Genomic DNA, 25050 nt, shown 5'->3' with positions numbered 1-25050 from the left:
TTCTCCCTTCTATTTTACACATAGCATATATCAATAAACCGTTTCAGGTAGATCAAATACACGTTATAGGTATTTCTCCTTGTAAAAATTTCTTTTGAACAGATTTATATACTCACCGAATTCTTCACATAAAGCATCAAGATCAATCCCTGTTTTAGGCATTTTACTTAAATACCCATCAGTAAGCAAGGTAAGTATTTTCATGACCAGCTTTGGATCAACGTCATCCTTGAATTTTGAGGTATCAATGCCTTCAAAAACAATTTTGCTTCTAAAGCTTTCACTTTCACTATTTTCCAAAATAGCCTTTATGTCCTCTTTAACTTCGTCAGCATTTTCAAAATACACACTGTCTAAAAAGGAGAGAATGGCAGGGTGTTTTTTCATAACCGAAATTTCAATGCTGGTTGTAAGTTCAATTCTATCAAAGAAATCAGTAATGCTATTATCAAACTTTTTATCAATTTCATTCATGATAGTACGGGTGCATAGATCAATCAGATATAAATATAAAGCTTTTTTTGTGCCAAAGTAATGAAATATCAACGCTTTTGAAATCCCCGCCGCAGCGGCAATATCGCTAATGGAAGTTTTTTTGTAACCGTTAGTGCCAAAACATTTAAGAGCAGCATTGACAATTATATCCTGCTTGTCTATGGGTAGACTTAAAAATTTCTCCAAAAAACTCACCTTCTCAATTTTATTTACCGATCCGGTTAATAATAAAATAACACAATTAACCGATTAGGTCAATTGTGTTTGAAAATTTTTTAATTGCCTGAATGAGTTGTCAGATACCCCCTACATTCTTTGTCATTTAACCCTATTCTTTTCAGTATAACAATCTGTTCTTTTCTTCATCAATATCAGTGACAATTTTATAGTACAACACAATACCTGATGACAGTAAGAATAAAAATCCTATGAAGCTAAATGCAAAGAATGTAAAACCACCAATACCAAAGGCCATGTTAAAACGTTCCTGTTTATAAATTGGACGCAGATTTGTTATGTCATCTTTTTTGCCGAATACTAAACTAGAGCTTTTCCATAAGCTTTCATTACTTCCATTTATATTGCGCAGTCCATCAAGTATGGCATCAAATACTTTCTGGCCGTTACCTGATTTAAGATTAAACAAATAGGCGGTTTCTTCCTTGGCTTTCAGTTCTGCATATATTTTATCGTCAATTACATCTGCCAAAGCACCTGCATATTCAATATTTCCATAAGAATCAATGAAAGGGGCATATATACTTCTTGTGTTTTCTCTGTCATATGCCAGATGCTTTACATTTCCCAACTTTCCTACAAAAGTATTCATATCTACAGGATTTTTCTCAAATGTTTCTGCACGGGTTACGCCTTTCAGCCAGGGCTCAATTGTGATGATGGTATCAAAATCAACAGGTTCTTTTGCATTTGCACTGGAATTATACACAAGCAACAACTTATCAGGCTTAACATCAATTGAAAGCCCCATATGCCTGTTAAACTCACTTTCACTAACAACCAGGCTATCCCTTTGCCTTTCCATATAGTAATTTATGTAAATTTCAAAGGCGAATAGGATGTAAGCACACCACTTTTTGTCCGTGTAAACATAGGCTGACTCCCCGTGAAGTTTCGGATATACGCCTGCATAGACAAAGTCACGTTTCTTTTCAGCTTATCATTTTCCAGGAGAATATCTGCCAGAGCATCTTTGGAAGGATTTGAAATGATGTCAGTGCCTACGGTCGGATTTGCCAACGGGCTTGTTCTCTTTTTTGAACAGCTCATCCCAATCTATATGATCTGTCATATTCCTTTATCTACTTTTAAAAGAATTTTTCCCATGACAGTTCCGCTTTCTAATTTCTTATGTGCTATTTTTGCATCTTTTAGAGGAAAGCATTCGTTAATAACCGGCTTTAAAGTCCCTTCAATAATTAGTTTAAACAAAGATTGTAGATCCTCTTTAATCCACCTTGGCCTGGTTCTTTTATTAATTATTAACAAATATAGATAAGCTCTTCTACTGTCAGGGATCAGAGACCGAAATATTATTGTTCTAAGTGTGGAAATAAGATTCTGTGATCCATATCCAATAAGCCGACCATTTTTTCTTAAAAGTGAATATGATTTTTTAAAAGTGGTACCCCCTACACTGTCAAACACTATATCTATTCCATCCGGGCAACGTTTTTTTATGTTTAAACAGAAATCCGAATTTTTATAATCAATTGGTATAGCACCTAGGCCTGAAACATATGAATGCTTTTCGGGAGAAGCTGTTCCATACATTTCAGCTCCAATAATTTTACCTAATTGAAGTATAGCGGTACCAATTCCTCCAGATGCTCCATGTACGAGAACTTTCTCACCTTTTTTTATTTTGGCACAGCGATGCAGTAATTGATAGGCAATCAGATAATTTAGTATAAGGCATGCTGCATCTTCTGGTTTAACACCCTTGGGAATTGGCATAAGCTCTTTCTGATGAAGGCAAATATATTCAGAATATCCTCCAAAAAAAGTTAATGCTGCAACAAGCTGCCCAACTTTTAATGAAGTAACATTATTTCCTGTTTTCTGTATAATTCCAACAACTTCATTTCCCGGTATAAGCGGAGGCTTTTGAAATGGAGCCTTGCCAATGCGTAAAATAATATCTCCGAATGATACACCTGTATATAAATTTTTAATCAAAACTTCATCGTTTTTTGGGTCAGGAATAGATTTCTCTGCTAATTGCAGCACTTCTGGGCCACCAAACTGATTAATTACAATGTATTTACTATTAGTCATAAGGTTTTCTCCTTCACAATAAAATTATATAGTAAAATCTTAATTTTACTATATAATTTTATTATACATAGAAGTATTTTAAAGTCAAGAATTTTGTAGTATAATTAAATAAATACTCCATATCTAAGAGGTGTTCAATGAACGGTTTTGAAAAAAGACGAAAACAAAAGCAAGAGTCAATTTTAAGTGCAGCTCTTGAACTATTTAAACAAAAAGGACCAAATAAAACAAGTATTACTGACATTGCTGATTTGGCGCATGTTTCTGAGTCTTCAGTTTATAATTTTTATACGAACAAGGAAAATCTAAAGAAAGAATTAATAAAAAAAATAATATGTGATGATTACTTAAAAACAATTAATATTCTAGAAAATTCAGACTGTGTCCTTGACAAACTCAAGGACCTATTAGTTGTAAAAACCGAGTTCTTTATAAATTTCTCATGGTACGCTTTAACCGATCCTAAAGGTGAAGACTTTATTAGCGAATGTATTGGTTCTGATAACTATTTAAAATATACTGATGCAACAGTAACTCTCATTGAGAAAGGGAAAAGCGAAGGTGTATTTGATGCTACAATATCCACAAAGTCCATGTTAAAGTACCTTGATATAATTCGATACTATTTCATAAACAATCCTGCTTTATTTAACAACGACACTACTTTTTCAAAAGAAATATATATGCTCTTCTTGAATGCATTTATAAAGAAAAAATAATTATGAACTATTAAATTTGTTTTTTCTGCTGTTAAAATTCTTAAATTAAAGAGAAAGGGCCGACAACTGTGATTTTGTGATTTCACTCACGGTTATCGGCTCTGCGTCTTGGCATCTGGCTCTTTGATAACTTATATACTTAATTGATGAATTCATTTGCTGATAATAAAGATTTTCCCGGGCTGAAAAGCCCGGGAAAATCTTTATTATGGAAATAGCTATCCATTTATATTTTATCCTTTGGCAAACTTGTCATTACCACTCTCTTTAAAAAATTCTTTCCAGGTTTTTTCAGCATATGGTGCAAATTCTTTCGATGACTTCATTATCTTTTCGTGAAATTCAGGATCATGAAGCATTTTCTCTGCTCCGGCATCGTCCGGCTTAGCCCCTACTTCCTTGCATACATTTATTATCACATTGGTATTGTCTATCATGCTGCACGGCCTCAACATGTTTTTATTATAAGGCTGCATGGATCTTAATTTCTTAAAGAATGGATCCCTGAATGCCTCTATCAAATGTCTGCCTTTCAAATTAACAGTTGAAAAATGTGAAAATATGCATGGCTCGACATCTTCTTTAGAGTTGACATGGAAGAAGTATTTACCTGCAATGCACCCTCCAACATACGGAGCATCATTGAAGAAGTCAAGGGTAAAATATGGTTTATTAGCTCTCATTTCCCTGGATCTTCGTCCAAGATAATCCCGCTGTTCTCCTGTAAGCATCATATCAAAATCTTCATCTTCACCATTCACTGGCATGAATAAAAAGTACCAGCTCATTTTAGAACCTTTTTCAATCAACATATCTGTAAATTCATCACTGAGCACCGTATTTATATTAGTCCTCGTAACAGCCGAAGACACTCCGAACAGTATTCCTCTCTCATGGAGTATATCCATGGCTTTCAATACCTTTTTATATGTGCCTTTTCCTCTACGTTCATCAGTATCCTTTTCGAAACCTTCAATTGAAAGCATAGGTATCACATTGCCGCTTTTCTTAAGTCTGTCTGCAATTTTTTCATCAAGAAAAAGTCCGCTAGTAAATGGTGTAAACATTATATCATCATATTTCTCATAAATGTCCAGAAGATAGTCATTGAAGAAAGGTTCTCCACCTAAAATAATAATGTAATAAATTCCAAGATCTCTTGCCTCTCCTATAATTCTGTCAACTTCTTCCGGTGGAATGTCATCCTTTTTGCTAAAACTTGAAGCATAACATCCCTTGCAGTGAAGTGAACATCTCATGGATGGGCTTAAAAGCATGACAAATGGTATTTTAGTATCCTCTTCCTCCATATATTTCTGCCTTTTTGGTCCGGCAAACCAGTTTGCATTTGCAAAAAAACATGAAAAAAATTTTTTGAGACATTTAGTATCTGTATTTTTTAAAATATCCTGAATATATTCATGTTTGTATTTATCATTGTTATAATAATTCTCAACAAATTCAATTTGGGCCAATGCAGATTCATCTTTAGTCAGCATTTTAATACCCTTAAAAATTTTATCTATGTTTTCTTCCGGGTTTTTATCAAGGTAACCAACAATTTTATTTACAATAGTCTGTTTGGTAATTTTCTCTAAATTATCTTTTATTTTCATAAAAGTCCCTCCTCATAAAATATTATTTATGAAAGATTAACATTATACTTCAAAGCTCCATACTGAAATATTTTCACAGCATTTTTAACAATAGCTTCATCATCATAATTTCTATCTTCCAGCGGCAGCATTTCTTGTAAAAAGACTAATGACCAAATAGCCCCAACAAAAAATTTAATTGACAGCACAGGATCTATATCTCCATAAATATAAGATTTTAATATCTCACTTAAATCTTTTGCAATTTTTTCAACCACCTGGCAAAAAAAGAGTTCTCCTATTTCCGGGAAATTGTGAGTTTCTGCAATAATAATCCTCATCAGTTTCAATTTTTGCGGATTCTTGAATATAGAAAGAAGTATCGTTCCGATTTGCGTTAAAATTTTTTCTACATCTATATGATCCTTATTAACTTCATGCAGATCAAAAATGGTCTGTACTTGTGAGAATTCTCTAATTGTGGAAATAAATAGTTCATGTTTATTGTTAAAGTATTGATAAATGAAAGCTTTTGACATACCTACCTTATTAGCTATATCTTCCATATTTGTTCTAGCGTATCCTCTTGTTCCAAAGACATCAAGGGCAACATCCATTATTTCCTTTCGCTTACTGTCCTGAGAATAAGATACATACTTTAAATCCATTCTTCCTATATCATTGAGGATTTCTTCCTTATTTTTATAATAGCGATATATAGTACCTACAGATATCTTTGCACTTTTTGAAATCTCCTTAATTGTAGTATCTTTGAATCCTTTCTGCAAAATGAGTTTCTCCGCAGCTTCTTTTATTATTTGTTTAATGCTATAATTCATTGATTATATCCCCTCTAAATTTTATGAATGCTAAACAGCTGTATGTTCACTATTTGTTCCCATTAAAATAGTGTTACAAAACATATAATTTAGTATCCATTCATAAATTTAAAATACCACCTCCTTTTTGCCTCCAAAAAAGAATTATCTAAAATATAATATAATGATTATGCCAAATAGTGAATACTATTCTACCGGTTATTCACTATTCATTGTAATTTTAACACTTTTACTTTTTCAAATCAATATATCTGAATACTTTATACCTAATAAAGTCTCACTTATACAGAAGAATCAATGATTTTTTTGTATCATTTAAATATTGATTGACACAATTCAAAGCTAAATTTGAATCTTTCAACTCAATAGCACGAAAAAGATCCGTATGAACCTCATTTTCAAGATGAACCGGATCTTTAATTTCCATACTTTTATTGATGGAACTTTGTAATGCATCAGTAATATTTTCATAAATTTCAATGAACATTTTATTATGTGTAGCCTGCACAATAGATTTATGAAAAGCAATATCCGTTTTTACAAATTGAAATAAATCATTATTTTGTGTTGCTGTTTTACATTCATTAAGGCAATTTCTAATTTTCTGTAAATCATCTTCGGTTCTTCTTTCAGCAGCAAGTTGGGCTGCTTCCCGTTCAAACCCTAAACGCACTTCTAAAGTTTCCAGCAAATCACTTTTTTGAATTTTTTTCTGTAAAACCAATTCTAAACCACTGTCTGATTTAACTGTAGTTCCAATGCCTTGACGAGTTTCAAGCAGTCCTATATGAACTAAAGATTGAATTGCTTCCCTCAATGTATTTCTGCTTACATCAAATTTAATCATCAATTCTGGTTCAGCAGGAATTTTCTTACCAACTTTCCATTGACCATTTTCTATCATTTCTTCAATTTGCGCTGCAACTTGACCTACCAAAGTCGAGCGATTTGCTTTTTTAATAGGCATTTATAAAATCACCTCTTTTAAACATAGGATGATAGGATTATGCTAATAATAGTACTATGGAATTACATTTATGTCAAGTGCTTAAAGTGCTAAACTTCTGTTTACTTATTGCTCTTTAAAAATATCCCTGCAACATTAAGCTGCCTTACGTTTATAAATCCTTATTGCGAATAAATACGCAACAACAAGAATACCCAGACACCATGCAAGTGCAGCCCAAATATCATTTCCTACAGACTGCCCCGCCAGCAGGGAACGAATGGCGTCCACGATGAAAGTGACCGGCTGGTTTTCGGCAAAGGCGCGGACAGGACCCGGCATTGATTCCGTCGGCACAAAGGCCGAGCTGATAAACGGCAGGAAGATAAGCGGATAGGAAAAGGCGCTCGCACCGTCCACCGATTTTGCAGTCAGTCCGGGAATTACCGCGATCCAGGTCAAGGCCAGTGTAACAAGTGCAAGTATACCAGCCACGGCAAGCCACGACAATACTCCTGCCGATGAGCGAAATCCCATAATCAGTGCCACGAGAATGATGACGACAACCGAAATCGCATTGGATACCAGTGAGGTCAGCACATGCCCCCACAGTGCAGCCGAAGGTGCAACAGGCATGGAGTGGAACCTTTCGAAGATGCCGCTCTGCATATCCATAAACAGACGGAAAGCCGTATATGATATACCGCTGGCGATCGCCATCATCAGAATGCCCGGCAGAAGATAGTTCACATAGTTATCTGTACTGGTTTGTATGGCACCACCTAACACATAGACGAACAACAGCATCATCGCAATCGGCATGATGGTTACCGTGATGATGGTGTCCATGCTGCGGGTAATATGGCGCATGGAACGTTCCAGCATCACACCCGTGTCGCTGAAAAAGTGTCTCTTTATTGTTTCCATTTATTTTTCCTCCTTCTTGCCGACAATTGCAAGGAATATTTCCTCCAGGCCCGGCTGTTTTTCAATGTACTCCACCCTGGCAGGCGGGAACAGTTTTTTAAGTTCCGCCAGCGTGCCGCTCACGATAATCCTGCCCTCATGCAAAATGGCTATTTGATCCGCAAGCTGCTCGGCTTCCTCCAAATACTGCGTGGTCAGGAGCACCGTTGTTCCGCTCTTGGCAAGTTCTTTGACAATGTTCCAGACCTCGATGCGTGCCTCGGGGTCAAGCCCGGTAGTGGGCTCATCTAGAAAAATAAGCTGCGGTTTTCCAATCAGGCTCATGGCGATGTCGAGCCTGCGGCGCATTCCACCCGAATAGGCGGAAACCCTGCGGTCGGCAGCATCGTCCAGTCCGAAACGGCTTAATAAATCTTCCGCCACCTGATGCGGATTTTTGAGATGCCTCAGTTTGGCAATCATGATAAGATTTTCCCGTCCGGTCAGGATCTCGTCCACAGCAGCAAACTGCCCGGTGAGACTTATGGACTGCCGTACATAGTCAGGTTCCTTCACCACATCAAACCCGTTGACAGCTGCGGTTCCACCATCCGGTTTCAGCAGTGTGGTGAGGATTTTGACGATGGTGGTCTTACCTGCCCCGTTTGATCCCAGCAGGGCGAAAATGCTGCCTTTCTCTACTTCAAAATCCACGCCTTTCAGAACTTGAAGCTGCTTGTAGGACTTTTTAAGTTCTTTCACTTGAATTGCTTTTTCCATTCCCATATCCCCTTTCACTTTGTTTTATCCATAACTTTTTTCATAGCCTTGCTAACTTCCTGATCAACAGATTCCTGATAGATGTCAACGTAAGTTTTTGAATCTTTAATCAGATCGTCGCAAAAAGCCGCTACGTCACGGCCCGTCACTTCGAGCACGTTTTTCCCCGAGGATGCGCCCTCTTCAAAAAGATCCATAATCCCCGAGAGCAAACCCATCACGTCGGTTAGCTCAACAACGCCGACCTTAAAGAGATATTTTTGAATCTCTTTATAAACAATCTGATAATCCTGCGGGAGCGCTTTGACACGTGCCATGTGCGCCCGCCACTCTTTTTTGCCTTCGATGATATCCTGTATTCTCATTTCATCCTCCTATTTATCTAATCTACTTAATTTCCTGGCAACATTATTGTTGAGCTGCTGACGCCACTTGTCGCGATAAGATTTTGCCCCTTCTTCACCGGCCAGCGCTGAACAGAAGCCTTTGATATCGTCACCCAAAACCTCCTGAACACTCTCACCGTCCACCGCTGCTTCTTCGAGAAAACCGAGTACACTGTCAAGAATCGGCATCAGGTTGCGGCCAGTGAAATCTGAGTGCGGCCAAAGATTAGCATTAATTTTTTCCCATGCCGCTTGGTAATCATCCGGCAGCTTTTTGGCACGCAATTCAAAAGTTTTCATTTCTTTAGTCATGTCGCTGCCTGTTATCTTTTCCCAAAAATTCATTGTTTTTTCTCCCTTCCGAACTTTTTCAGTATGTCACGGTTGAGCGCCTGGTGCCAGTCTTCCGTATATGTCCTGGCATTGCGCAGAAGTTCGTCGCAGAACGCTGCCACATCCTCACCGGTAATTTCCAAAACATGCTTTCCTTCCGCCGCACCGGCCTCAAATAGTTCTATCAGGTCATAATGGATCTTTATCATGTCATATCCTGAACCCGCTGCAAACATCCACATGTATTTCTGGATTTTTTTAAATACATACTGATAATCTTCCGGCAGAGCTTCAACTCTTTTCATCTGTCGTTTGTACTCCCGCTTGTTCTTCACAATTTTTTTGATATTCAAATAATTGTCAAAAAACTCAGACATTAAAATTGCTCCTCCTTTAACTCATTAATTTTTGATGATATGAACTCCCATTTTTTCCAGAACTTCTGCAGCTCTTCACGCCCCCTGTCATTGAGCAGGAAAAATTTTCGCGGCGGTCCCTTGTCGGAGGGTTTTTTGGTGACCTCTACCAGCTTGCTTCTTTCAAGCCGGATCAGAATGGTGTACACCGTTCCATCCACAACATCTGTGAAGCCGAGGGCATTCAGCCGCCGTGTGATTTCGTAGCCATAGGTTTCTTTGCGGCTGATTATTTCAAGAACACAGCCCTCAAGCACGCCTTTGAGCATTTCCGTTAGGTTTTCCAGCATAATCACCTCTTGCTATTTTGTATGACTTGTATGAAGTATTACTTATTACTGCTATATAGTAACACGTAGTAGTACTGATGTCAATAAGATTACGTAAAAAATGCCCTATAAGGCAACATTTAAAGTTGTGACTTTTTAAATTCATTTTCCATCTGCTGTATCTGCTTTTGAAATACCTTTTTAAGAGGAGTGATTATAAAAAATGCCCCCATAAAACAGCCAAACATTCCAAATATTTTAAGAAGGTGATCCCAATTTGGGCCTCCAATTGCTTCCCTGAACCCATTTATGGAGTATGTAAATGGCAAAAATGGTGCCATGTTGGCAAGTCTTGTTGAAATAATTTCAAGAGGATATATACCACCTGTTCCAAAAATTTGGAATATCATGAGAACTGTAACCAGGGCTTTTCCTACATTTCCTAATATGAATATACATGTGAAGATTATTACGGAAAATGTTATACTGGTCATAAATGCAACTTCTATCATGGCAGGTATATTCATTGGCCTTATTCCCAATATCAAAAATTCTCCGAGAATAGTTACAGATGTCTGTATTAAAGAAAGGCCCATAAAGAGAAATAATTTTCCTGAATATTCCTGAATCATATTGACTTTTGTTCCATCTTCAAATTCTCTGCATCTACATGTAAGTATGGTTGAGAGAAGAAGTATGCCAACCCATATGGACAGCGTAGTATAAAAAGGAGTTACTCCATATCCAAATAATCCAAGATTATAAAGCTGAACGTTTTTCAACTCTACCGGCGATGACAATAGGTTTGAAATTTCAGGATTTTCCCACATTATATGTATTATGTAATCAAGATTTTTTTCATTTATCATATTCATGCTGCTGCTTAACTGATCCAGCTTGTTTTGAATATCACCAAGTCTTTTGTTTATCTGATTTATATGCGAGATTGATATTTCACTGATTGAAATGCCTGTATTTGCCAGCAAATTAAGCTGTGGGATAATTTCTTTTGTAGATTGAAGAATCTTATCATAACTCTCCAGGCTTCTATCAACATTATCACTCATATTGTCCAGCATCTGTCCGGTACTTGAATAAACATCATATATATTCGCTGTATCTGATGACAGTTGATTTCCTATTTTAGAGAGCTGAGCTATAATTGAATCTATATTTTCCTTTGAGCCATTAATGTTGATGAGCTGCTTCAATTGTAAAAGGTAACCTTTTTCCATCTGCATGGTATTCTTCATATTGCTCAGAGCATCTATGAGTTTCACCGCACCATTGTTTGGCAGTACATTATCTATAGTATTGAGTATTTTGATATTACTGTCGATTTTTTCTATCATTGAATCGCTTAGATTATCCATCTGATCTATAGCATTGTTTACAACAGTTGGATTTACAAATTCACTATTCATATTTTCAAGTCCTGACAAAATGGCTTGAAGCTGAGTATTCCGGGACTGGATCTCATTTATCCCGCTTGACAGATCGCTCTGTGCTGAACTTACAGTCTGTCTTGTGGACTGGGCAAGTGATTTGCCATGACTTACAATATTCTGAAGGCTATCCATCTGCTTGAAAAGCTTTGGAGTATCATTTTTAAGCTTATTCAGGTAATCCTGCATTTCCCTTGAATTTTCATTTATTCCCGATAAATATTTTTTTGTTTCATCTATGACTTTAATGGAATTCTCCAGAGAATCCTTAATCTGTAAAATTTCAGGTTTATAATCGTTTAATCTTTTACCTGCGTAATTCATCTGTTTTAGAACTTCTCTACTGCTTATTTTTACAAAATTTGATTTGATCCGGTCTGCCAGTACATCTTTCGCCTGGCTTGTAATTTCTGTAGCCGCTGCATTCAGTTTCTCATTAGATCTATATACTATATTTGGTTTTTGAGGCTCCGGAGTAACAAGCGTAAGAAGCCTGTTTGAAAAATCCTCTGGAATTTCTATCAATGAATAGTACTTTCCAGTATTAAGTCCATAGTTTCCCTGCCACTCGTCTATGGTAACCCAGTTGATACTTCTGTCCTTTTTTAATTCATTTATAATCTGATTTCCCACATTTATAGTTTTTCCGTTAATACTGCCGCCTTCATCCTTATTGACCACTGCAATGGGAAGCCTGCTCGTATTAGTTTTTGAGTATGGATCCCAGGATGCTTTTATATTAACAATTGCATAAGAAGATGGAAGAAAGCAGAATATTATAATAGTTATGAGTACAGCAAGATTTCCTGTTATACTTCTAAAATCCCTTTTTAATATTTTAAATACAACCTTCATTTGGTGTCACTCCCATTTCAATACTTATACTCCAATACCTGACTCTGTGAATTTGCTGTGAAGTCTGCTCATTATCCCATTGAGAGGCCTTTTCAAAAATAATCCTACTAATACGGCAATTACAGACATAAGAATAAGCATTGAAAAATCCATAACTACAGTACTTATTAGTGGACCACCAATTGATTCTCTAAATCCGCTTAGACTATAGGTGAATGGAAACATAGGTTGAAATATTCTTAAAATCAATGGATTGAGCTGTATGGGATAAGTAGCTCCACTTCCTGCCATCTGTATTACAACCAATAAAACTGCCAGTGCCTTTCCAAGATTCCCAAATATGGATACCATGCCGTATACTATTGTTGAAAATGCCAGAGATGAAAATAATCCAAACATTATCATGAGGAAAAAACTTTTAGTATAAACGTGAAGTATAAACCTGCTGGTAAATACAATTATAAGAGATTGTATTATGGAAATTGCAATAAAAATCAGCATCTTACCAAGATACTCCTCTCTCAGAGATAATCTTTCAGATCCTATAAATTTGGCTGCAGTTGTTTTAAGCATTGCTGCAAGCATGGTACAACCTACCCATATGGAAATTGTCATATAAGTAGGTGCAAAAGCTGATCCGAAGTTGGGAATTGTATAAATATTTTCTTCCTTTATATTAAACGGATTAGCCATGAAATTTCCCATGAGTTCAGGATTGTTTTGAAGTACTGTTATTATTTTCACTATATCATTATTATTTATAAGCTTTAGTTCGTTGCTGAGATTTATAATAGGATTCTTAAATTGAAGGAGCTTATTTTCAAGTTTTCCAGAGGAATCAGCTACAAGTCTGCTTCCATTTATCAAAGTATCTATGGACTTTATACCCTGACTGTTCATATTCCTTGCAGTCTCCAAAATGTCAGCAGAATTGTTCGAAGACACAATTAAATTATCAGCTATGGAATTTAACTCTCTCCTTACTTCATTATTGTACTCGTCAATTGCATTAATGAGCTTCAACCTTGCTTTCCATGTATTGTTAACTATGGAATTCTTCAGGTCACTGCTTATCTGATCTGTATTGTTTAAATTCTTCTGAAGATTGTTTATATTGTTCTTCTCACTACTCAACCAATCTTTTATATCACTTAAGGAATTTAAAAAATTTGATATTTTGCTGCTGTGTGCAAATCCGTTTACTGCCTGTGAAAAGTCTATTACATTGTCTATTTCATTGTTCAGCATATCTATCTGGTAATTCATTTTGTCTGCCACGGATTTTATATTCGAAGAGTCTGCTCCTTGAGTCAGTGAATCCAGATTGTCCGCAAGTGTCTGAAGTCCATATATATTTGCTTTGGCATTGTTCAAATTAACCTGGATATTATCAAATGAACTGTTCAGAGAAAGTTTTATTGATTTTATGAGTTCTTCATTATCATCAGTTAACGGATTTGTTATGTTCACATTTTCAGATGCATAAATAACCGGCTTTAACTGAGTAAGAATCAGTGCAATACTGCTGGAGCTGTCATTTATGCTTCCAAGTACCGCTGTAACAAGGTCCATATTGTTACCTAGAGCTATTAATGAATCTTTCATGTCTATTATCTGGAATTTACCTTTATCTGCTTTTCCCCCTATAATATTCAGAGAAGAAAATACAGCCTTGTTCACTGAATATATAAAATTTGATTTTATGGAACTCACAAGAGAGTTAACTGCACTTTCAGTGATTTTGGTCCCCATGGGACTGTTCTTCGTATTCGTCTTATAAAGTATCCGAGCCCTTCTTGGAGTATTTGTAATTATACTTGAAAGGTCAGAAGAAAAATCTTCGGGTATCTCAATTTCAGCATAATATTTTCCATACATCATCCCCTGATAGGCTTCTTCAGGATCAACAAATTTCCATCCAATATCATGATTTCTCTTTAGATTGCTTACAACTTCGTTTCCAATATTTATATACCTATTTTGAAATATGGTACCATGATCCCTGTTTACCACAGCTATGGAAATATTACTCAATTTGGCACTTGAATATGGGTTCCAGATTGCCTTTACATTTACCAGTGTATATAGGCATGGCATTATACACACTCCTACTAAAATTACAAGTGCCGCTTTATTTTTTATAATGGTCATTACATCTCTTCTAAATATACTGGTAATGTTTCTTATCATCCTGCACACTCCCATAAAATATGTGTAAATTTTTTAAGTACTTATATGGTATCCTTATTTATCAGTCTGTATTCTAAAAATCGATAACAGTTTTAAATAAAAATAAGCTTATTCAGGCGTCAAATATATGCCGTCTGAATAAGCTCAAAAGAAATTTTATTTATTTGGAATTTTACTGATTTATATTTGAGAAAACTGATACTACATCGTTCTTTAGTTCAACAAACACACGACCGATTCTGTAAAGCACACCCTTGTCTTGCTTGTCCTTATCTGCACTCGAAATATCGTCATTGCCACTGTCCTTGTTTATTTCCTGCGTTCTCATAATTATCTGGATGCTCCTTGGTGAAGGGTTCTTGCTGGAAGTAAACGAAATTAACTTTGCTTCCGGATCAAGATACAGAAGCCTGTTCTCATTCTCAAACTTATCGATTTCCTTGTCTGCAGTAGACTTGATAGAATCATTTGCCTTTCTCATTACAGGTGTACTTTTAATTCCTTCAAGACTTTGCTTCAATACACTGATGAGACCCTTGAGCGTATCACTGTTGCCCTTGCTAATATCGCCACTGCTGTTTTTGAGTGTAGACTCAAAACTTCCCAGAAAACTCTGTGAACTGTCAAGACCCTTCACCATGCTTTTCAGCAGGACTTCCATATCCTGCAGTGTTTTTATGGAGCTGCTCTTGTACTTGTTGGCTGTATTGTTGATTGCCGAAATATTGTCAATAAGAGCTCCGCTTTTTGTCAGCATACTGTCGGTCGTTGACAGTATCTGCTTTTGTTCACCAAGCATATCATCCGTAACCTCATTTGCCTTATCAAAATCCTGGAAATAATCTTCCATCAAGGATATGCTTCTGGATGCAGTGTTCAAGTAATCTTCTCCATCTTCACATACATCGGATGTTTCGCTCAACATATCACCTGCAGAATCAGATACTTCAGCCGTGGATGATAGCGTTGAAGCAATATAGGAACTCATTGTCTTCAAGCTGTCATTCATTGCCATAAGTGTCTTGTACAGGATCTGGCCATCCGTTGATGTAAAATATGAAGAATAGTCCGGAGTGGTGACAGATGCTGCAGCTTTCATCACATCCGATAAGTCAGATATGTCAGAACTCATTTCATTTAGACTGTTTCTCAAATCGGAGCTGCTGTCGCTTAAATTATCCAGGTCTGTTCTCATATTTCCTATATCCGATTTAGTACGCTGCAGCAGATTATCCCTTTCGTCGGATTTGTCCTGTACATCTTTCACAACATCACGCAGTTTATTAATGTCGTCCTGTACATTTTTTATTGAAGTCTTGTACTGCTCCAGCTCCGTCTTTGTACTTTCAATAGTTTCTGTAATGGCATTCAAATCATAGTTCAGGTCTTCAATGGCATTTTCACCCTCATTGATATGCGGAATCAGTGTGGCCATATTGGCAGTAATCTTTGAAAGATCAGCCAGTGCCGTTTCAGACTTGTCAAACAGGCTGTCCTTGGATGCACTCATACTGCTGTTGGCACGGTCCAGCGAAGATAAGCCTGACCTTGATTGCGACAGACCGCTCTGCATGTTTTCAACTGTCTGTAAAAGTGTATTTGTGCTGTCATATATATCATCCAGTGAACCTTTATATGTGTCGATATCATCTTTAAGTTCTTTCACATCCTGCAGCTGCTTCATGGTTCCAGGTACCATGGTCAGCAGGATACCATCGGTTTCAAAGCTGTCCGTGCCGATACGAAGCGTAAAGGTATCTTTCTCTCCTGGAAGTGCGGCAAAGATAACTATCTTTTTATTACCTATAGTCTGAACCTGTGCCCCCGGTGCATCCACACTGGATGCCTTTGACATATCCACTATGGTCTGCATCTGCAGGAGCATGTTATTTTTATAATATATGTTGGCCTTGGTATTTGGCGTTACCTTTACATCAATCTGCACCAGTCCTGATACTCCAGGCAGCCTGGATGCATCTACAGGGGTACCGTTGAGAGAATAGGACACATCAACATTCCATGGTAAAACCACCGTTCCGTTTTTGGGTGTACACTCATAATAGAATTTTCCATTGTAGTTTTTCAAGTTCCAGTTGATTTCCCCGTCTTTCATCGTTGGAACAGCATTGTTGGACATATTAACTACTTTATCGTATTTACCATAGTCCGTAAATTGTTGATTTCCATTCAAGCTCAAGCTTTTCACAATATTTATATTGGTGGGTGATCCATAGTAATCCAGATTTACATAAGCGGATTCATCCACCGACACTTTTGGTGCCGCAGCCATGGCCGTTGTAGATACGATGCCCGGCAAAATCAGAAGTGCCAGCATACTTGATATAATTCTTTTTCTAATTTTCATCCTTCAATCCCTCCAAACTTTCAACAGATTCATCACTATTGCCTTTGTAATGTGTTTTCTTCTTCAATGTTTCTGATAACATTCCAACAAGCCGAAGCTTATCCTCGAGTTTTTTCCTGATTTTATCTTTCATACGATTCATCCTCAAAATATGCCTGTAGATTTGTGAATCAAAAATATACAGTAATGCCGGCAGCAATACAACTACCATTGCAATACTCAGCAGCGCACCACGCCCGATAAGACGTCCCATAGCACCAATGGCCGCAATACTGGAAGTAAAGTAAAGTGTATATCCCGCAAAGGACAGAATAATTCCTGAATTCATAATAGGTGGAACTGCAGCCCAGATCATTTCCAGAATGGCTTTCTTTTTATCCAACCGCATTCGGTATTCCAGATAGTAGTTTGTCATCAATATTGCATAGTCCACAGTCGCAGCCAGCTGGATGCAGCTGACAATAATATAACCCATAAAAATCATATCTTGTCCAACGAAATAAGGTACTGCCATATTTAAAAAGATGGCTATCTCGATGGGTACTACAATAAGGACTGGAATCAGGAATGAGCGAAATACAATTATCGCTACAATTATAACTCCCAATAGAGAAAGTTTGTCCACAAAAGTGTAATCCCTGGTGATAATGGTTTTAATATCCTGCGTAAAAGGTGTAGCTCCAACCAGTGATGAACTCTGTGGATAATACTTTTTAACTATGGACTTGATTTCATCAGAATACTGAAATGCAGCGTGGCTTTCCTCACGTGTCCTTATGTAAACTAGTATTCTGGCATATTGTTCAGAGTGAAACTGCTTGGTTATTTGTTTGGGAATGATAGTTTCCGGTATACCATCCGGCAGTGTATTTTCCAGCGAGGTTACCTTTTTAACATAACTCAGTTTTCCCAGTTCATCGGACAGCTGCTTCTCCTTGATAATGGAATCATTCGGTACCAGAGCCATAAGCATATTGCTTCTTCCAAAAATCCTGTCAATCTCCTGCTCGTCTTTATAAACCTGAGTTCCCTCTCCTGCACCCACCGCCGAATTTCCGAAAAGAAAACTGTTCATGTCTTTTGCAATAAAGCATGGCACTGCCAAAAATATTGCAAGCCCCAGTGCCACATATTTGACCTTGAAAATACTTTTGGCCAGATTTTTAGGCAGTTTTACCAGCTTGCGGTGTGCAGTTTTCTGAATCATCTTTTGGCTCCGGATAATCATGGATGGCATCAAAAACAAAACCGTCAGCAGACTGATAAAAATTCCTTTTGCCAGAACAATCCCAAGATCATAGCCTATGGAAAACTTCATTACTGTCAGCGCCAGGAAGCCGATAATGGTTGCCATGCCACATGCAATAATTGAAGAGGAAGATTGGCGTATGGCAATTCTAATAGCTTCTTTGGGCTCTTTTCCAGCATCTTTCTCTCTGGTAAAAGCGTGCATCAAGAAAATGGAGTAGTCCATTGCAACAGCCATTTGAAGGACGGGAGCCACACTTGCCGTCATGAATGATATATTCCCCAGAAACACGTTTGTTCCCATATTGATCACAATGGCGATTCCCATGACCAGGAGAAACAACAGCGGCTCCAGCCACGATGTTGTTGTCAGAAGCAGTACCGATGCCACAACAATGACAACAATTACTGTAGCACTCTTCATTTCCCTGTTCAGGCTCTCATTCAAGGATTTATTTTGAACAGCCGGGCCCGTAAACCTCCCCTTGTTTCCTACTATTTTCTGAATCTTGTCCAATGCTTTCGATGTCCTTGTGTCAGAATCACCTTCAATAAAAGAAATATCCATCACCGCACAGTTGTCCTTGTAATAATCCTGTATGTCTTCAGCTTTTATAAAGGTATCGGACGTATATACATCAGTATATTTTTTAATATCATCTGTCGTATCCGCCCAGAAAACCGTATCCACGCCATCTACTGCCGCTATCTCTTCCTTATACAGCTTTGCTTGATACAGTGATACATCTTTTATCATAATACGTGCAGTGCCTGGATAACCAAATTCTTTTTCCATAAGATTCAGGCCAGCCTTGGATGCAGCCGTATCCGGCAAGTATTTGGTGAGATCATAATTAACCCTCACAAATAGGTATAAAAACATGCTGATTAGGACCATAACTGCAAAAAATACTTCAATGTATTTACTTTTATTTACAATAAAATTAATTACTAAGTCGAGTGGTTTAATTTTTATTCCATTTCTCATCAAAGCTTCTCTCCATTTCTTATGCGTCTATTTTTCCAAATAAAATATACAATCAGATCATATGTATGAACAGCACTCTGGTCCTACTTAACTATTGATAAATAAACATTTATTCATTAATTGAGCAAAAAAAATTACTTTAACGCATTAATACATATTTTTGCTATTCTCCTAGCTTCTTCTTCTGTAAATTTTTTATTATTTTCCAATTCCAGCGAAAATGATAAATACCTAAATGGGATTGTAAAAGACACGACCAATACCTCTGCAGCAGTTACATCAGAATTAATTTCACCTGTCTTTTTCCCTAAATCAATACATTTCTTTGCCAAATTCAAGATATTATTAAATTTTTCTTCCGTCAGTATTTTTAGGTCCATCACAACTGAGGCATCAAATTTTGCCAGCATAGGTTTCCTGTTTGCATTCATAAACAATTTCTTTATCGTCTTATATCCAACTTCGTACAAGGTATCAGAAGATTCAATATCTGATATAAAGTTATTGACTATTACACCCATTTCCAAATCTACCAATTCCTGTACCAATTCTTCTTTGCTATTATAATATCTATATAAATATCCAGGTGAAACTCCTGCTTTTTTACAAATTAAAGCAATTGACACCCCTGAATAGCCATAATCTATTATACACTCCATCACCGCTTTCTTGATATTATCCATTTTTTTAGGGTCCGCAATTCTAGCCATTTAATATCACCATCCAAAAAATACAAATAAATAAACATTTATTTATTTGTATTTTATATTTATTTTTTCTGCATGTCAATATACTTTTGAACTAGAATTCTATTCCTTTAGAGTTTTCTCCCGTTAAATCTGAAATTGTTGCCGTACCATGTTCAATATAGAATATTTTAAAAATAGGATTATCTGAAGATTTATATATATTTTTTACAAGTTCCGATGAATTCAGTACCAGTTCTTTTTTTTCTTTATCATCTGAAAATACAACCTTCCCGCTTATTCTTCCCGTAACCATGTCCTTTGATGTGGTGCTATATTCAATATATGGCAATTCAATCAATTGTTTATAAACTTTTTTTGTGCTGTTGGTGCAGAAATAAAGTTTACCTCCATCCCAGGTCATGAAGCCAAAAGGTCTTACTCTAGGCTTCCCATTATCTACAGTTGCTAAAAATCCAAATCCATTCTCCTTGAAAAGTTTTATTATCTCATCCATTTATTTTCCTCCTTGATTTTTTTATCTATTACAAATATAATGATATAAGCATATGCTTTATATTACAAGTACGCATATTTATATTACATAGTCATATAATATAGACTATTGTGAAAGGATAAGGATTTAAAGTGAATGATAAAATTAAATTTTGCCCTGTATCTTTAGCTCAAAACGTATTAATGGGAAAATGGAAATTACCAATTTTATGGGCTCTTCATAATAAGACAATGCGTTTTAATGAACTTCAGAAATTGATGACGACCATTTCCAGAGGAGTGCTCACACAACAATTGAGAGAACTTGAACGAGACAAACTTGTAAATAGAAAGGTATATAGAGAGGTACCACCTAAGGTGGAATACTCCTTGACGGAAATTGGTATAAGTTTCATTCCTATAATGATTGAAATTATAAAATGGGGAACAGGATATATTAAAAAAACGAAAAAATGTAATATGGATATCTGCATACTAAATGGATTTCCCTGTGAAAAATGCTATAAAGGCATCGACTGAACAATTCTGTAACTCTCTGACAATATCTTATTTAACACACTCCGAAGCAATCTCTATGTGACTTCACTTTTATTTAAGCTTATTCCAAATCCTAATTCCACTAAACTCTCACTAACACTATTCATGCCACTTTAGCCCTTTCATATCACTACTTAAAAATAAATAGATATTTTTGTCGTTTAATGTATTTTAGTGGTAAAATATGATAATATATAAATAATTTAGTCACAGCGGAGGGAGGATAAGTTATGAACAGCAAAATATCATTACTTCATAAATTAGTAGGAATCTTAATCTTGCTAGTTATAATACCAGTACTCATACTATCAGTTTTTTATTTTTCCATAGCATCTAAAATCATAAATGACAATGCAAAGGAATTGACAAAACAGGTATCGGACGAAAAGGTCTCATATGTTGATCTACAAATTCTATCATTGAAACATGATTTACAATCACTATCGGTAAATAAAGCTGTACTTTCGCAGGATAAAAATGCCCTATTAAACTCACTTGGAAGCATAACCCAAAGTAACAAGGATATAATGCAGTCATATTTGGCGGATGAAACCAAGCAATTGATAGTATATCCTCAAAGTGTAAAATTACCTAAAGGTTATGATCCAACATCCAGGCAGTGGTATAAAGATACTTTAGCTGCCAATGGGAAAGTATATATAACTGCACCTTATAAAGATGTTTCCACGGGTAAAATTATCATAACTATTGCTAAAAAAGTTCAGCTTAATAACGGCAAAAAAGGCGCTTTGGGGTTTGATGTTGATCTGTCTACATTGAGGAACAAATTATCTGCAACTAAAATAGGTAAAAATGGATATGCCCTTTTAATTTCAACGGATGGGACAATTATTGCACATTCTAACAAGGACAAAGTAATGAAAAATATAAAATCGGAAATTTCTTCTGGACAATCCATACTAGATGAAAAGCGGGGAAATATTAAATACGGAACTGGAAAAGACTCAAAAATAGCTGGATTCAATAAGTCCCAGGAAACGGGATGGACAGTTATAGCCGTAAGTCCTAAGAGTGATTATGCACAAGGTCTAAATGCTGCTGTTACAACGGCTCTTACAATTTTGTTGGTTATGTCGGCAATAGCTGTCATATGTGGTATATTTATCGCAAAATATGCAACAGAACCTTTAACTCATATACAACAATTTGCCAAAAGATTATCTGAATGTGATTTCAGTACTCCCATAATTATAAGGAGAAAGGATGAATTTGCAGATACGGCTTTTTCTCTCAATACAGCCCAGGAGAACGTGAAATCCCTTGTAAAGACCATAATTGACAATTCCGAAAACATGAGTGCTTCCAGTCAGGAACTTTCTGCAACTGTCCAGGAAATGACATCTCAATTTCAGGATATAAACAATTCCATAAATGATATTGTAAATGGTTCCCAGGAAACAACAGCTTCTGCTGAGGAAGTTACCGCTTCTGTAGAAGAAATAGATTCAAATATAAATCAATTATCAAATAAGGCAATGAATGTAAATATGAATGCAATTAAATCCAAGGAAAATGCTCTTTCAGTCCAGGAAAATGCTCAAACTGCAATAATCGAATGTAAAGACATCTATAAAAACGAAGAAACAAATATACTGAAAGCTATAGATCAGGGTAAAGTTGTTTTAAAAATAAGGGAAATGGCTGATATAATAGCAAATATTGCGGAGCAGACAAATTTATTGTCATTAAATGCAGCCATTGAATCTGCAAGAGCAGGAGAACATGGCAAGGGATTTGCAGTAGTTGCTGAAGAAGTGAGAACTCTGGCTGAACAATCTTCAGAAACAGTTTCCACAATTCAAAATATTGTAGTAAAAGTTCAGGAGGCATTTAAAAACCTCTCAAATACCAGTCTTCAGATTTTAAAATTTATTGATCAAAATGTAAATGTCCAGTTGGATAATTATATGAGCACGGGAGGAAAATATTATAATGACTCCCAATTTACATCTGATTCTCTAAGACAACTTACATCGATGACAGAAGAAATAAAAAATACAACAAATGAGGTGACTAAAGCAATTAACGGCATGGCTGAAATTGCACAGAAATCCTCCGAAAGTACTAAGCAAATTCAAGATATTATAAATGATGCAGCACATGGAATGGTACAAGTTGATAAAACCGCCAAAGATCAAACGGATCTGGCTCAGAAGCTCAATGAAGTCATCCTAAAATTTAAAATCTAACTAGAACATAATTACAGGCCCTCATATCAATTTTGTGACATGAGGGTATGACTTTGAGAATTTTTTTCTAACTGTATTTAACCAATTAACCTTCATCTATTATATAGGGTACAGTAACTATTGCTATATTCCTTCTTCTAAGAAGCATTGTCTTGATAAACAGCGCCGTCTGGTTATGAAGTATATTCCCCCACCATTTTGTAACTACAAACTGGGGCATGACTACCGTTACCGTATCATTTGGTCCTGCAGCATATTCTTCTGATTCTATAAATTTGACCAACGGCCCCACTATGCTCCTATAGGGGGATTTTCTTACTATTATAGGTATGTCCACATTATATCGACGCCAATTTTCCAAAAGCTCTTCTGTAACATTGTCGTCTATGGAGACATGAAATATTATTATATTGTCCGATATGGTTCTGGCATAGTTCAATGCCTTTAAAAAAGATTTATTGAGAGTGTCTATAGGTACTATTACATATCTTTTTTGTGAAGCAAAGTCTATTTTTTTAGGTTTTTCATCCATGGAAAGCTTTAATTGCCTGCCCGCTTCCACATAATGCATATTTATCTTTCTCATAATATAAACTATAAAAGGTATTAGTATAAACACCACCCATGCACCATGAACAAATTTTGTGACTCCTATGATAATCGCAGTTATAAAAGTCATAAGGGCACCAAGCCCATTTATAAACGCTTTATGTCTCCATGCAGAGCCCCTATTTTTTATCCATCTTCTGAACATACCTGCCTGCGATAGTGTAAACGATATAAATACCCCTACGGCATAAAGAGGTAACAGATAATGTGTATCCCCTTTAAAAATTATGACCAGTATGCAGGATAGAAGCCCCAACATCACAATTCCATTGGAATAATTGAGTCTTTTCCCCCTTTTTGCAAGCTGTCTTGGTGCATAACCGTCCTCCGCCATAAATGCCAGAAGCAGCGGAAGCCCCGCAAAAGCTGTATTGCCAGCTAAAACCAATACAACAGCAGTAGCTGCCTGAACTACATAAAACATTATGGTTTTGTTGAATATCTGCTGTGAAATCTGTGCCACTACAGTAACCTCCGAATTCGGAACAGCATGATAAAGCGTAGCCAGATAGGAAATACCTCCAAACACCAGAAGTACAATAAGAGCTAAAAGTCCCAATACAATTTTAGCATGTTTCTGTGAAGGCTCCTTGAAATTCGGCACACCATTACTCACTGCTTCTATGCCCGTTAACGCCGTACATCCACCTGAAAAAGCTTTTAAGAAAAGAAACAGGGTTATATTTCCCGAAACCTCCGGTATACTGTAGATCGGAACAGGCTCATATCCCATAAAATGAACTTTGATTATCCCCCAGACAATCATAAATAATATGGAAATTATAAATACATAGGTTGGAATTCCAAATAATTTTGAAGATTCCCTGACTCCCCTCAAATTTCCAATTACCAATAGAATTATGAGTCCCAGTGTTATACCGACTTTATGAGGCAGCAAAAAAGGTATTGCAGATGTAATGGCTGCAGTCCCGGCAGAAGCACTTACTGCCACGGTAAGTATATAATCTATGGTAAGTGATGCACCTGCTATTAGTCCTGCGGTAGTCCCAAGATTATCCTTGGCTACGACATAAGATCCCCCTCCTGAGGGGTAGGCATCTATAGTTTGTCTATAAGAGAACGTAAGCATAAACATTAAAAATACAATTAGCATGGATGCATACAGCATATATTTATAAGACAACAGGCCAATTGCCGGAACAAGTATCCAAAGTATTTCCTCACCTGCATATGCAACAGATGAAATAGCATCGCTGGACATTATGGGAAGTCCCCAGAATACACTGAATTTCTCCTTTTTTAATTCTTCGGTCTTTAAGCTCTTTCCCGTCAATCCATCTAAAAACTTTCCCAATTTCAAGCTCATCTTCAACACCTCTAAAAAGTAAATTTCAATTGAGTCCTATTTTATCATCTTATAATATAAAGATGAGATTAAAATTGTATTAGTCTGTATAAAGA

23 protein-coding genes are annotated in these 25050 nt (G+C 36.4%); 3 read left to right on the top strand and 20 right to left on the bottom strand.

What is annotated here, in order from left to right:
- Nucleotides 1-63: 63 nt before the first annotated feature.
- The 4 genes from LKE46_RS04910 to LKE46_RS04895 form a co-directional block, all read right to left on the bottom strand.
- On the bottom strand, nucleotides 64-681 hold the full coding sequence (locus LKE46_RS04910; RefSeq protein ID WP_291718972.1) for a TetR/AcrR family transcriptional regulator: 618 nt from the start codon (nucleotides 679-681) through the stop codon (nucleotides 64-66).
- A 151-nt stretch (nucleotides 682-832) separates the two neighbouring features.
- Nucleotides 833-1537, bottom strand: coding sequence for a hypothetical protein (locus LKE46_RS04905; RefSeq protein ID WP_291718971.1), 705 nt, complete (start codon nucleotides 1535-1537; stop codon nucleotides 833-835).
- An 8-nt stretch (nucleotides 1538-1545) separates the two neighbouring features.
- The gene (locus tag LKE46_RS04900; protein ID WP_291718970.1) at nucleotides 1546-1782 is read right to left on the bottom strand and encodes a hypothetical protein; all 237 of its coding nucleotides are present in this window, start codon (nucleotides 1780-1782) and stop codon (nucleotides 1546-1548) included.
- 18 nt (nucleotides 1783-1800) lie between these two features.
- Nucleotides 1801-2790 carry a medium chain dehydrogenase/reductase family protein gene (locus tag LKE46_RS04895; protein WP_291718969.1) on the bottom strand — a complete coding sequence of 330 codons (990 nt, stop codon included), beginning with the start codon at nucleotides 2788-2790 and terminating at the stop codon, nucleotides 1801-1803.
- Between the two features lie 137 nt (nucleotides 2791-2927).
- Between LKE46_RS04895 and LKE46_RS04890 the strand changes: the two genes are divergently transcribed.
- Entirely contained in the window at nucleotides 2928-3509 is a 582-nt protein-coding gene (locus LKE46_RS04890; RefSeq protein ID WP_291718968.1) for a TetR/AcrR family transcriptional regulator, read from the top strand.
- A 233-nt stretch (nucleotides 3510-3742) separates the two neighbouring features.
- On the opposite strand, the gene LKE46_RS04885 is transcribed toward LKE46_RS04890, so the two are convergent.
- The 15 genes from LKE46_RS04885 to LKE46_RS04815 form a co-directional block, all read right to left on the bottom strand.
- Nucleotides 3743-5125 (bottom strand): radical SAM protein, encoded by a 1383-nt coding sequence (locus LKE46_RS04885; RefSeq protein ID WP_291718966.1) that lies wholly within the window; start codon nucleotides 5123-5125, stop codon nucleotides 3743-3745.
- A 26-nt stretch (nucleotides 5126-5151) separates the two neighbouring features.
- Nucleotides 5152-5943, bottom strand: a complete 792-nt coding sequence (locus tag LKE46_RS04880; protein ID WP_291718965.1) for a TetR/AcrR family transcriptional regulator — start codon at nucleotides 5941-5943, stop codon at nucleotides 5152-5154.
- Between the two features lie 277 nt (nucleotides 5944-6220).
- Nucleotides 6221-6910 (bottom strand): FadR/GntR family transcriptional regulator, encoded by a 690-nt coding sequence (locus tag LKE46_RS04875; RefSeq protein ID WP_291718964.1) that lies wholly within the window; start codon nucleotides 6908-6910, stop codon nucleotides 6221-6223.
- Nucleotides 6911-7045: 135 nt separating this feature from the next.
- Nucleotides 7046-7816, bottom strand: a complete 771-nt coding sequence (locus tag LKE46_RS04870; RefSeq protein WP_291718963.1) for an ABC transporter permease — start codon at nucleotides 7814-7816, stop codon at nucleotides 7046-7048.
- Nucleotides 7817-8575, bottom strand: a complete 759-nt coding sequence (locus LKE46_RS04865; RefSeq protein WP_291718961.1) for an ABC transporter ATP-binding protein — start codon at nucleotides 8573-8575, stop codon at nucleotides 7817-7819.
- A gap of 14 nt (nucleotides 8576-8589) precedes the next feature.
- Complete coding sequence (locus LKE46_RS04860) at nucleotides 8590-8940, bottom strand: DUF1048 domain-containing protein (RefSeq protein WP_291718960.1); 351 nt, start codon at nucleotides 8938-8940, stop codon at nucleotides 8590-8592.
- 9 nt (nucleotides 8941-8949) lie between these two features.
- Nucleotides 8950-9306 carry a DUF1048 domain-containing protein gene (locus LKE46_RS04855; protein ID WP_291718959.1) on the bottom strand — a complete coding sequence of 119 codons (357 nt, stop codon included), beginning with the start codon at nucleotides 9304-9306 and terminating at the stop codon, nucleotides 8950-8952.
- Nucleotides 9303-9671, bottom strand: a complete 369-nt coding sequence (locus tag LKE46_RS04850; protein WP_291718958.1) for a DUF1048 domain-containing protein — start codon at nucleotides 9669-9671, stop codon at nucleotides 9303-9305. Before LKE46_RS04850 ends, LKE46_RS04855 begins: the two co-directional genes overlap by 4 nt.
- Nucleotides 9671-10000 (bottom strand): PadR family transcriptional regulator, encoded by a 330-nt coding sequence (locus tag LKE46_RS04845; protein ID WP_291718957.1) that lies wholly within the window; start codon nucleotides 9998-10000, stop codon nucleotides 9671-9673. The genes LKE46_RS04850 and LKE46_RS04845 overlap by 1 nt, the downstream gene beginning before the upstream one ends.
- Before the next feature lie 119 nt (nucleotides 10001-10119).
- Nucleotides 10120-12279, bottom strand: coding sequence for a YhgE/Pip domain-containing protein (locus tag LKE46_RS04840; RefSeq protein ID WP_291718955.1), 2160 nt, complete (start codon nucleotides 12277-12279; stop codon nucleotides 10120-10122).
- Nucleotides 12280-12303: 24 nt separating this feature from the next.
- Nucleotides 12304-14469 carry a YhgE/Pip domain-containing protein gene (locus LKE46_RS04835; RefSeq protein ID WP_291718954.1) on the bottom strand — a complete coding sequence of 722 codons (2166 nt, stop codon included), beginning with the start codon at nucleotides 14467-14469 and terminating at the stop codon, nucleotides 12304-12306.
- Between the two features lie 172 nt (nucleotides 14470-14641).
- Nucleotides 14642-16834, bottom strand: coding sequence for a hypothetical protein (locus LKE46_RS04830; protein WP_291718953.1), 2193 nt, complete (start codon nucleotides 16832-16834; stop codon nucleotides 14642-14644).
- Complete coding sequence (locus LKE46_RS04825) at nucleotides 16824-19070, bottom strand: efflux RND transporter permease subunit (protein ID WP_291718952.1); 2247 nt, start codon at nucleotides 19068-19070, stop codon at nucleotides 16824-16826. The genes LKE46_RS04830 and LKE46_RS04825 overlap by 11 nt, the downstream gene beginning before the upstream one ends.
- 134 nt (nucleotides 19071-19204) lie before the next feature.
- A complete protein-coding gene (locus tag LKE46_RS04820; protein ID WP_291718951.1) occupies nucleotides 19205-19780 on the bottom strand; it encodes a TetR/AcrR family transcriptional regulator in 576 nt (191 codons plus the stop codon).
- A 91-nt stretch (nucleotides 19781-19871) separates the two neighbouring features.
- Nucleotides 19872-20273 carry a pyridoxamine 5'-phosphate oxidase family protein gene (locus LKE46_RS04815; RefSeq protein WP_291718950.1) on the bottom strand — a complete coding sequence of 134 codons (402 nt, stop codon included), beginning with the start codon at nucleotides 20271-20273 and terminating at the stop codon, nucleotides 19872-19874.
- Nucleotides 20274-20404: 131 nt separating this feature from the next.
- Between LKE46_RS04815 and LKE46_RS04810 the strand changes: the two genes are divergently transcribed.
- Both LKE46_RS04810 and LKE46_RS04805 read left to right on the top strand, forming a co-directional pair.
- Nucleotides 20405-20791, top strand: a complete 387-nt coding sequence (locus tag LKE46_RS04810) for a winged helix-turn-helix transcriptional regulator (protein ID WP_291718948.1) — start codon at nucleotides 20405-20407, stop codon at nucleotides 20789-20791.
- Between the two features lie 248 nt (nucleotides 20792-21039).
- Nucleotides 21040-23019, top strand: coding sequence for a methyl-accepting chemotaxis protein (locus tag LKE46_RS04805; protein WP_291718947.1), 1980 nt, complete (start codon nucleotides 21040-21042; stop codon nucleotides 23017-23019).
- A gap of 85 nt (nucleotides 23020-23104) precedes the next feature.
- On the opposite strand, the gene LKE46_RS04800 is transcribed toward LKE46_RS04805, so the two are convergent.
- Entirely contained in the window at nucleotides 23105-24955 is a 1851-nt protein-coding gene (locus LKE46_RS04800; RefSeq protein WP_291718946.1) for an APC family permease, read from the bottom strand.
- Nucleotides 24956-25050 lie beyond the last annotated feature (95 nt).

The sequence above is a fragment of the Clostridium sp. genome (genome assembly GCF_022482905.1).
Taxonomy (GTDB): domain Bacteria; phylum Bacillota; class Clostridia; order Clostridiales; family Clostridiaceae; genus Clostridium_B.
The sequence above is the reverse complement of the archived record's forward strand: the minus strand, read 5'-3'. Positions and strand labels throughout refer to the sequence as shown.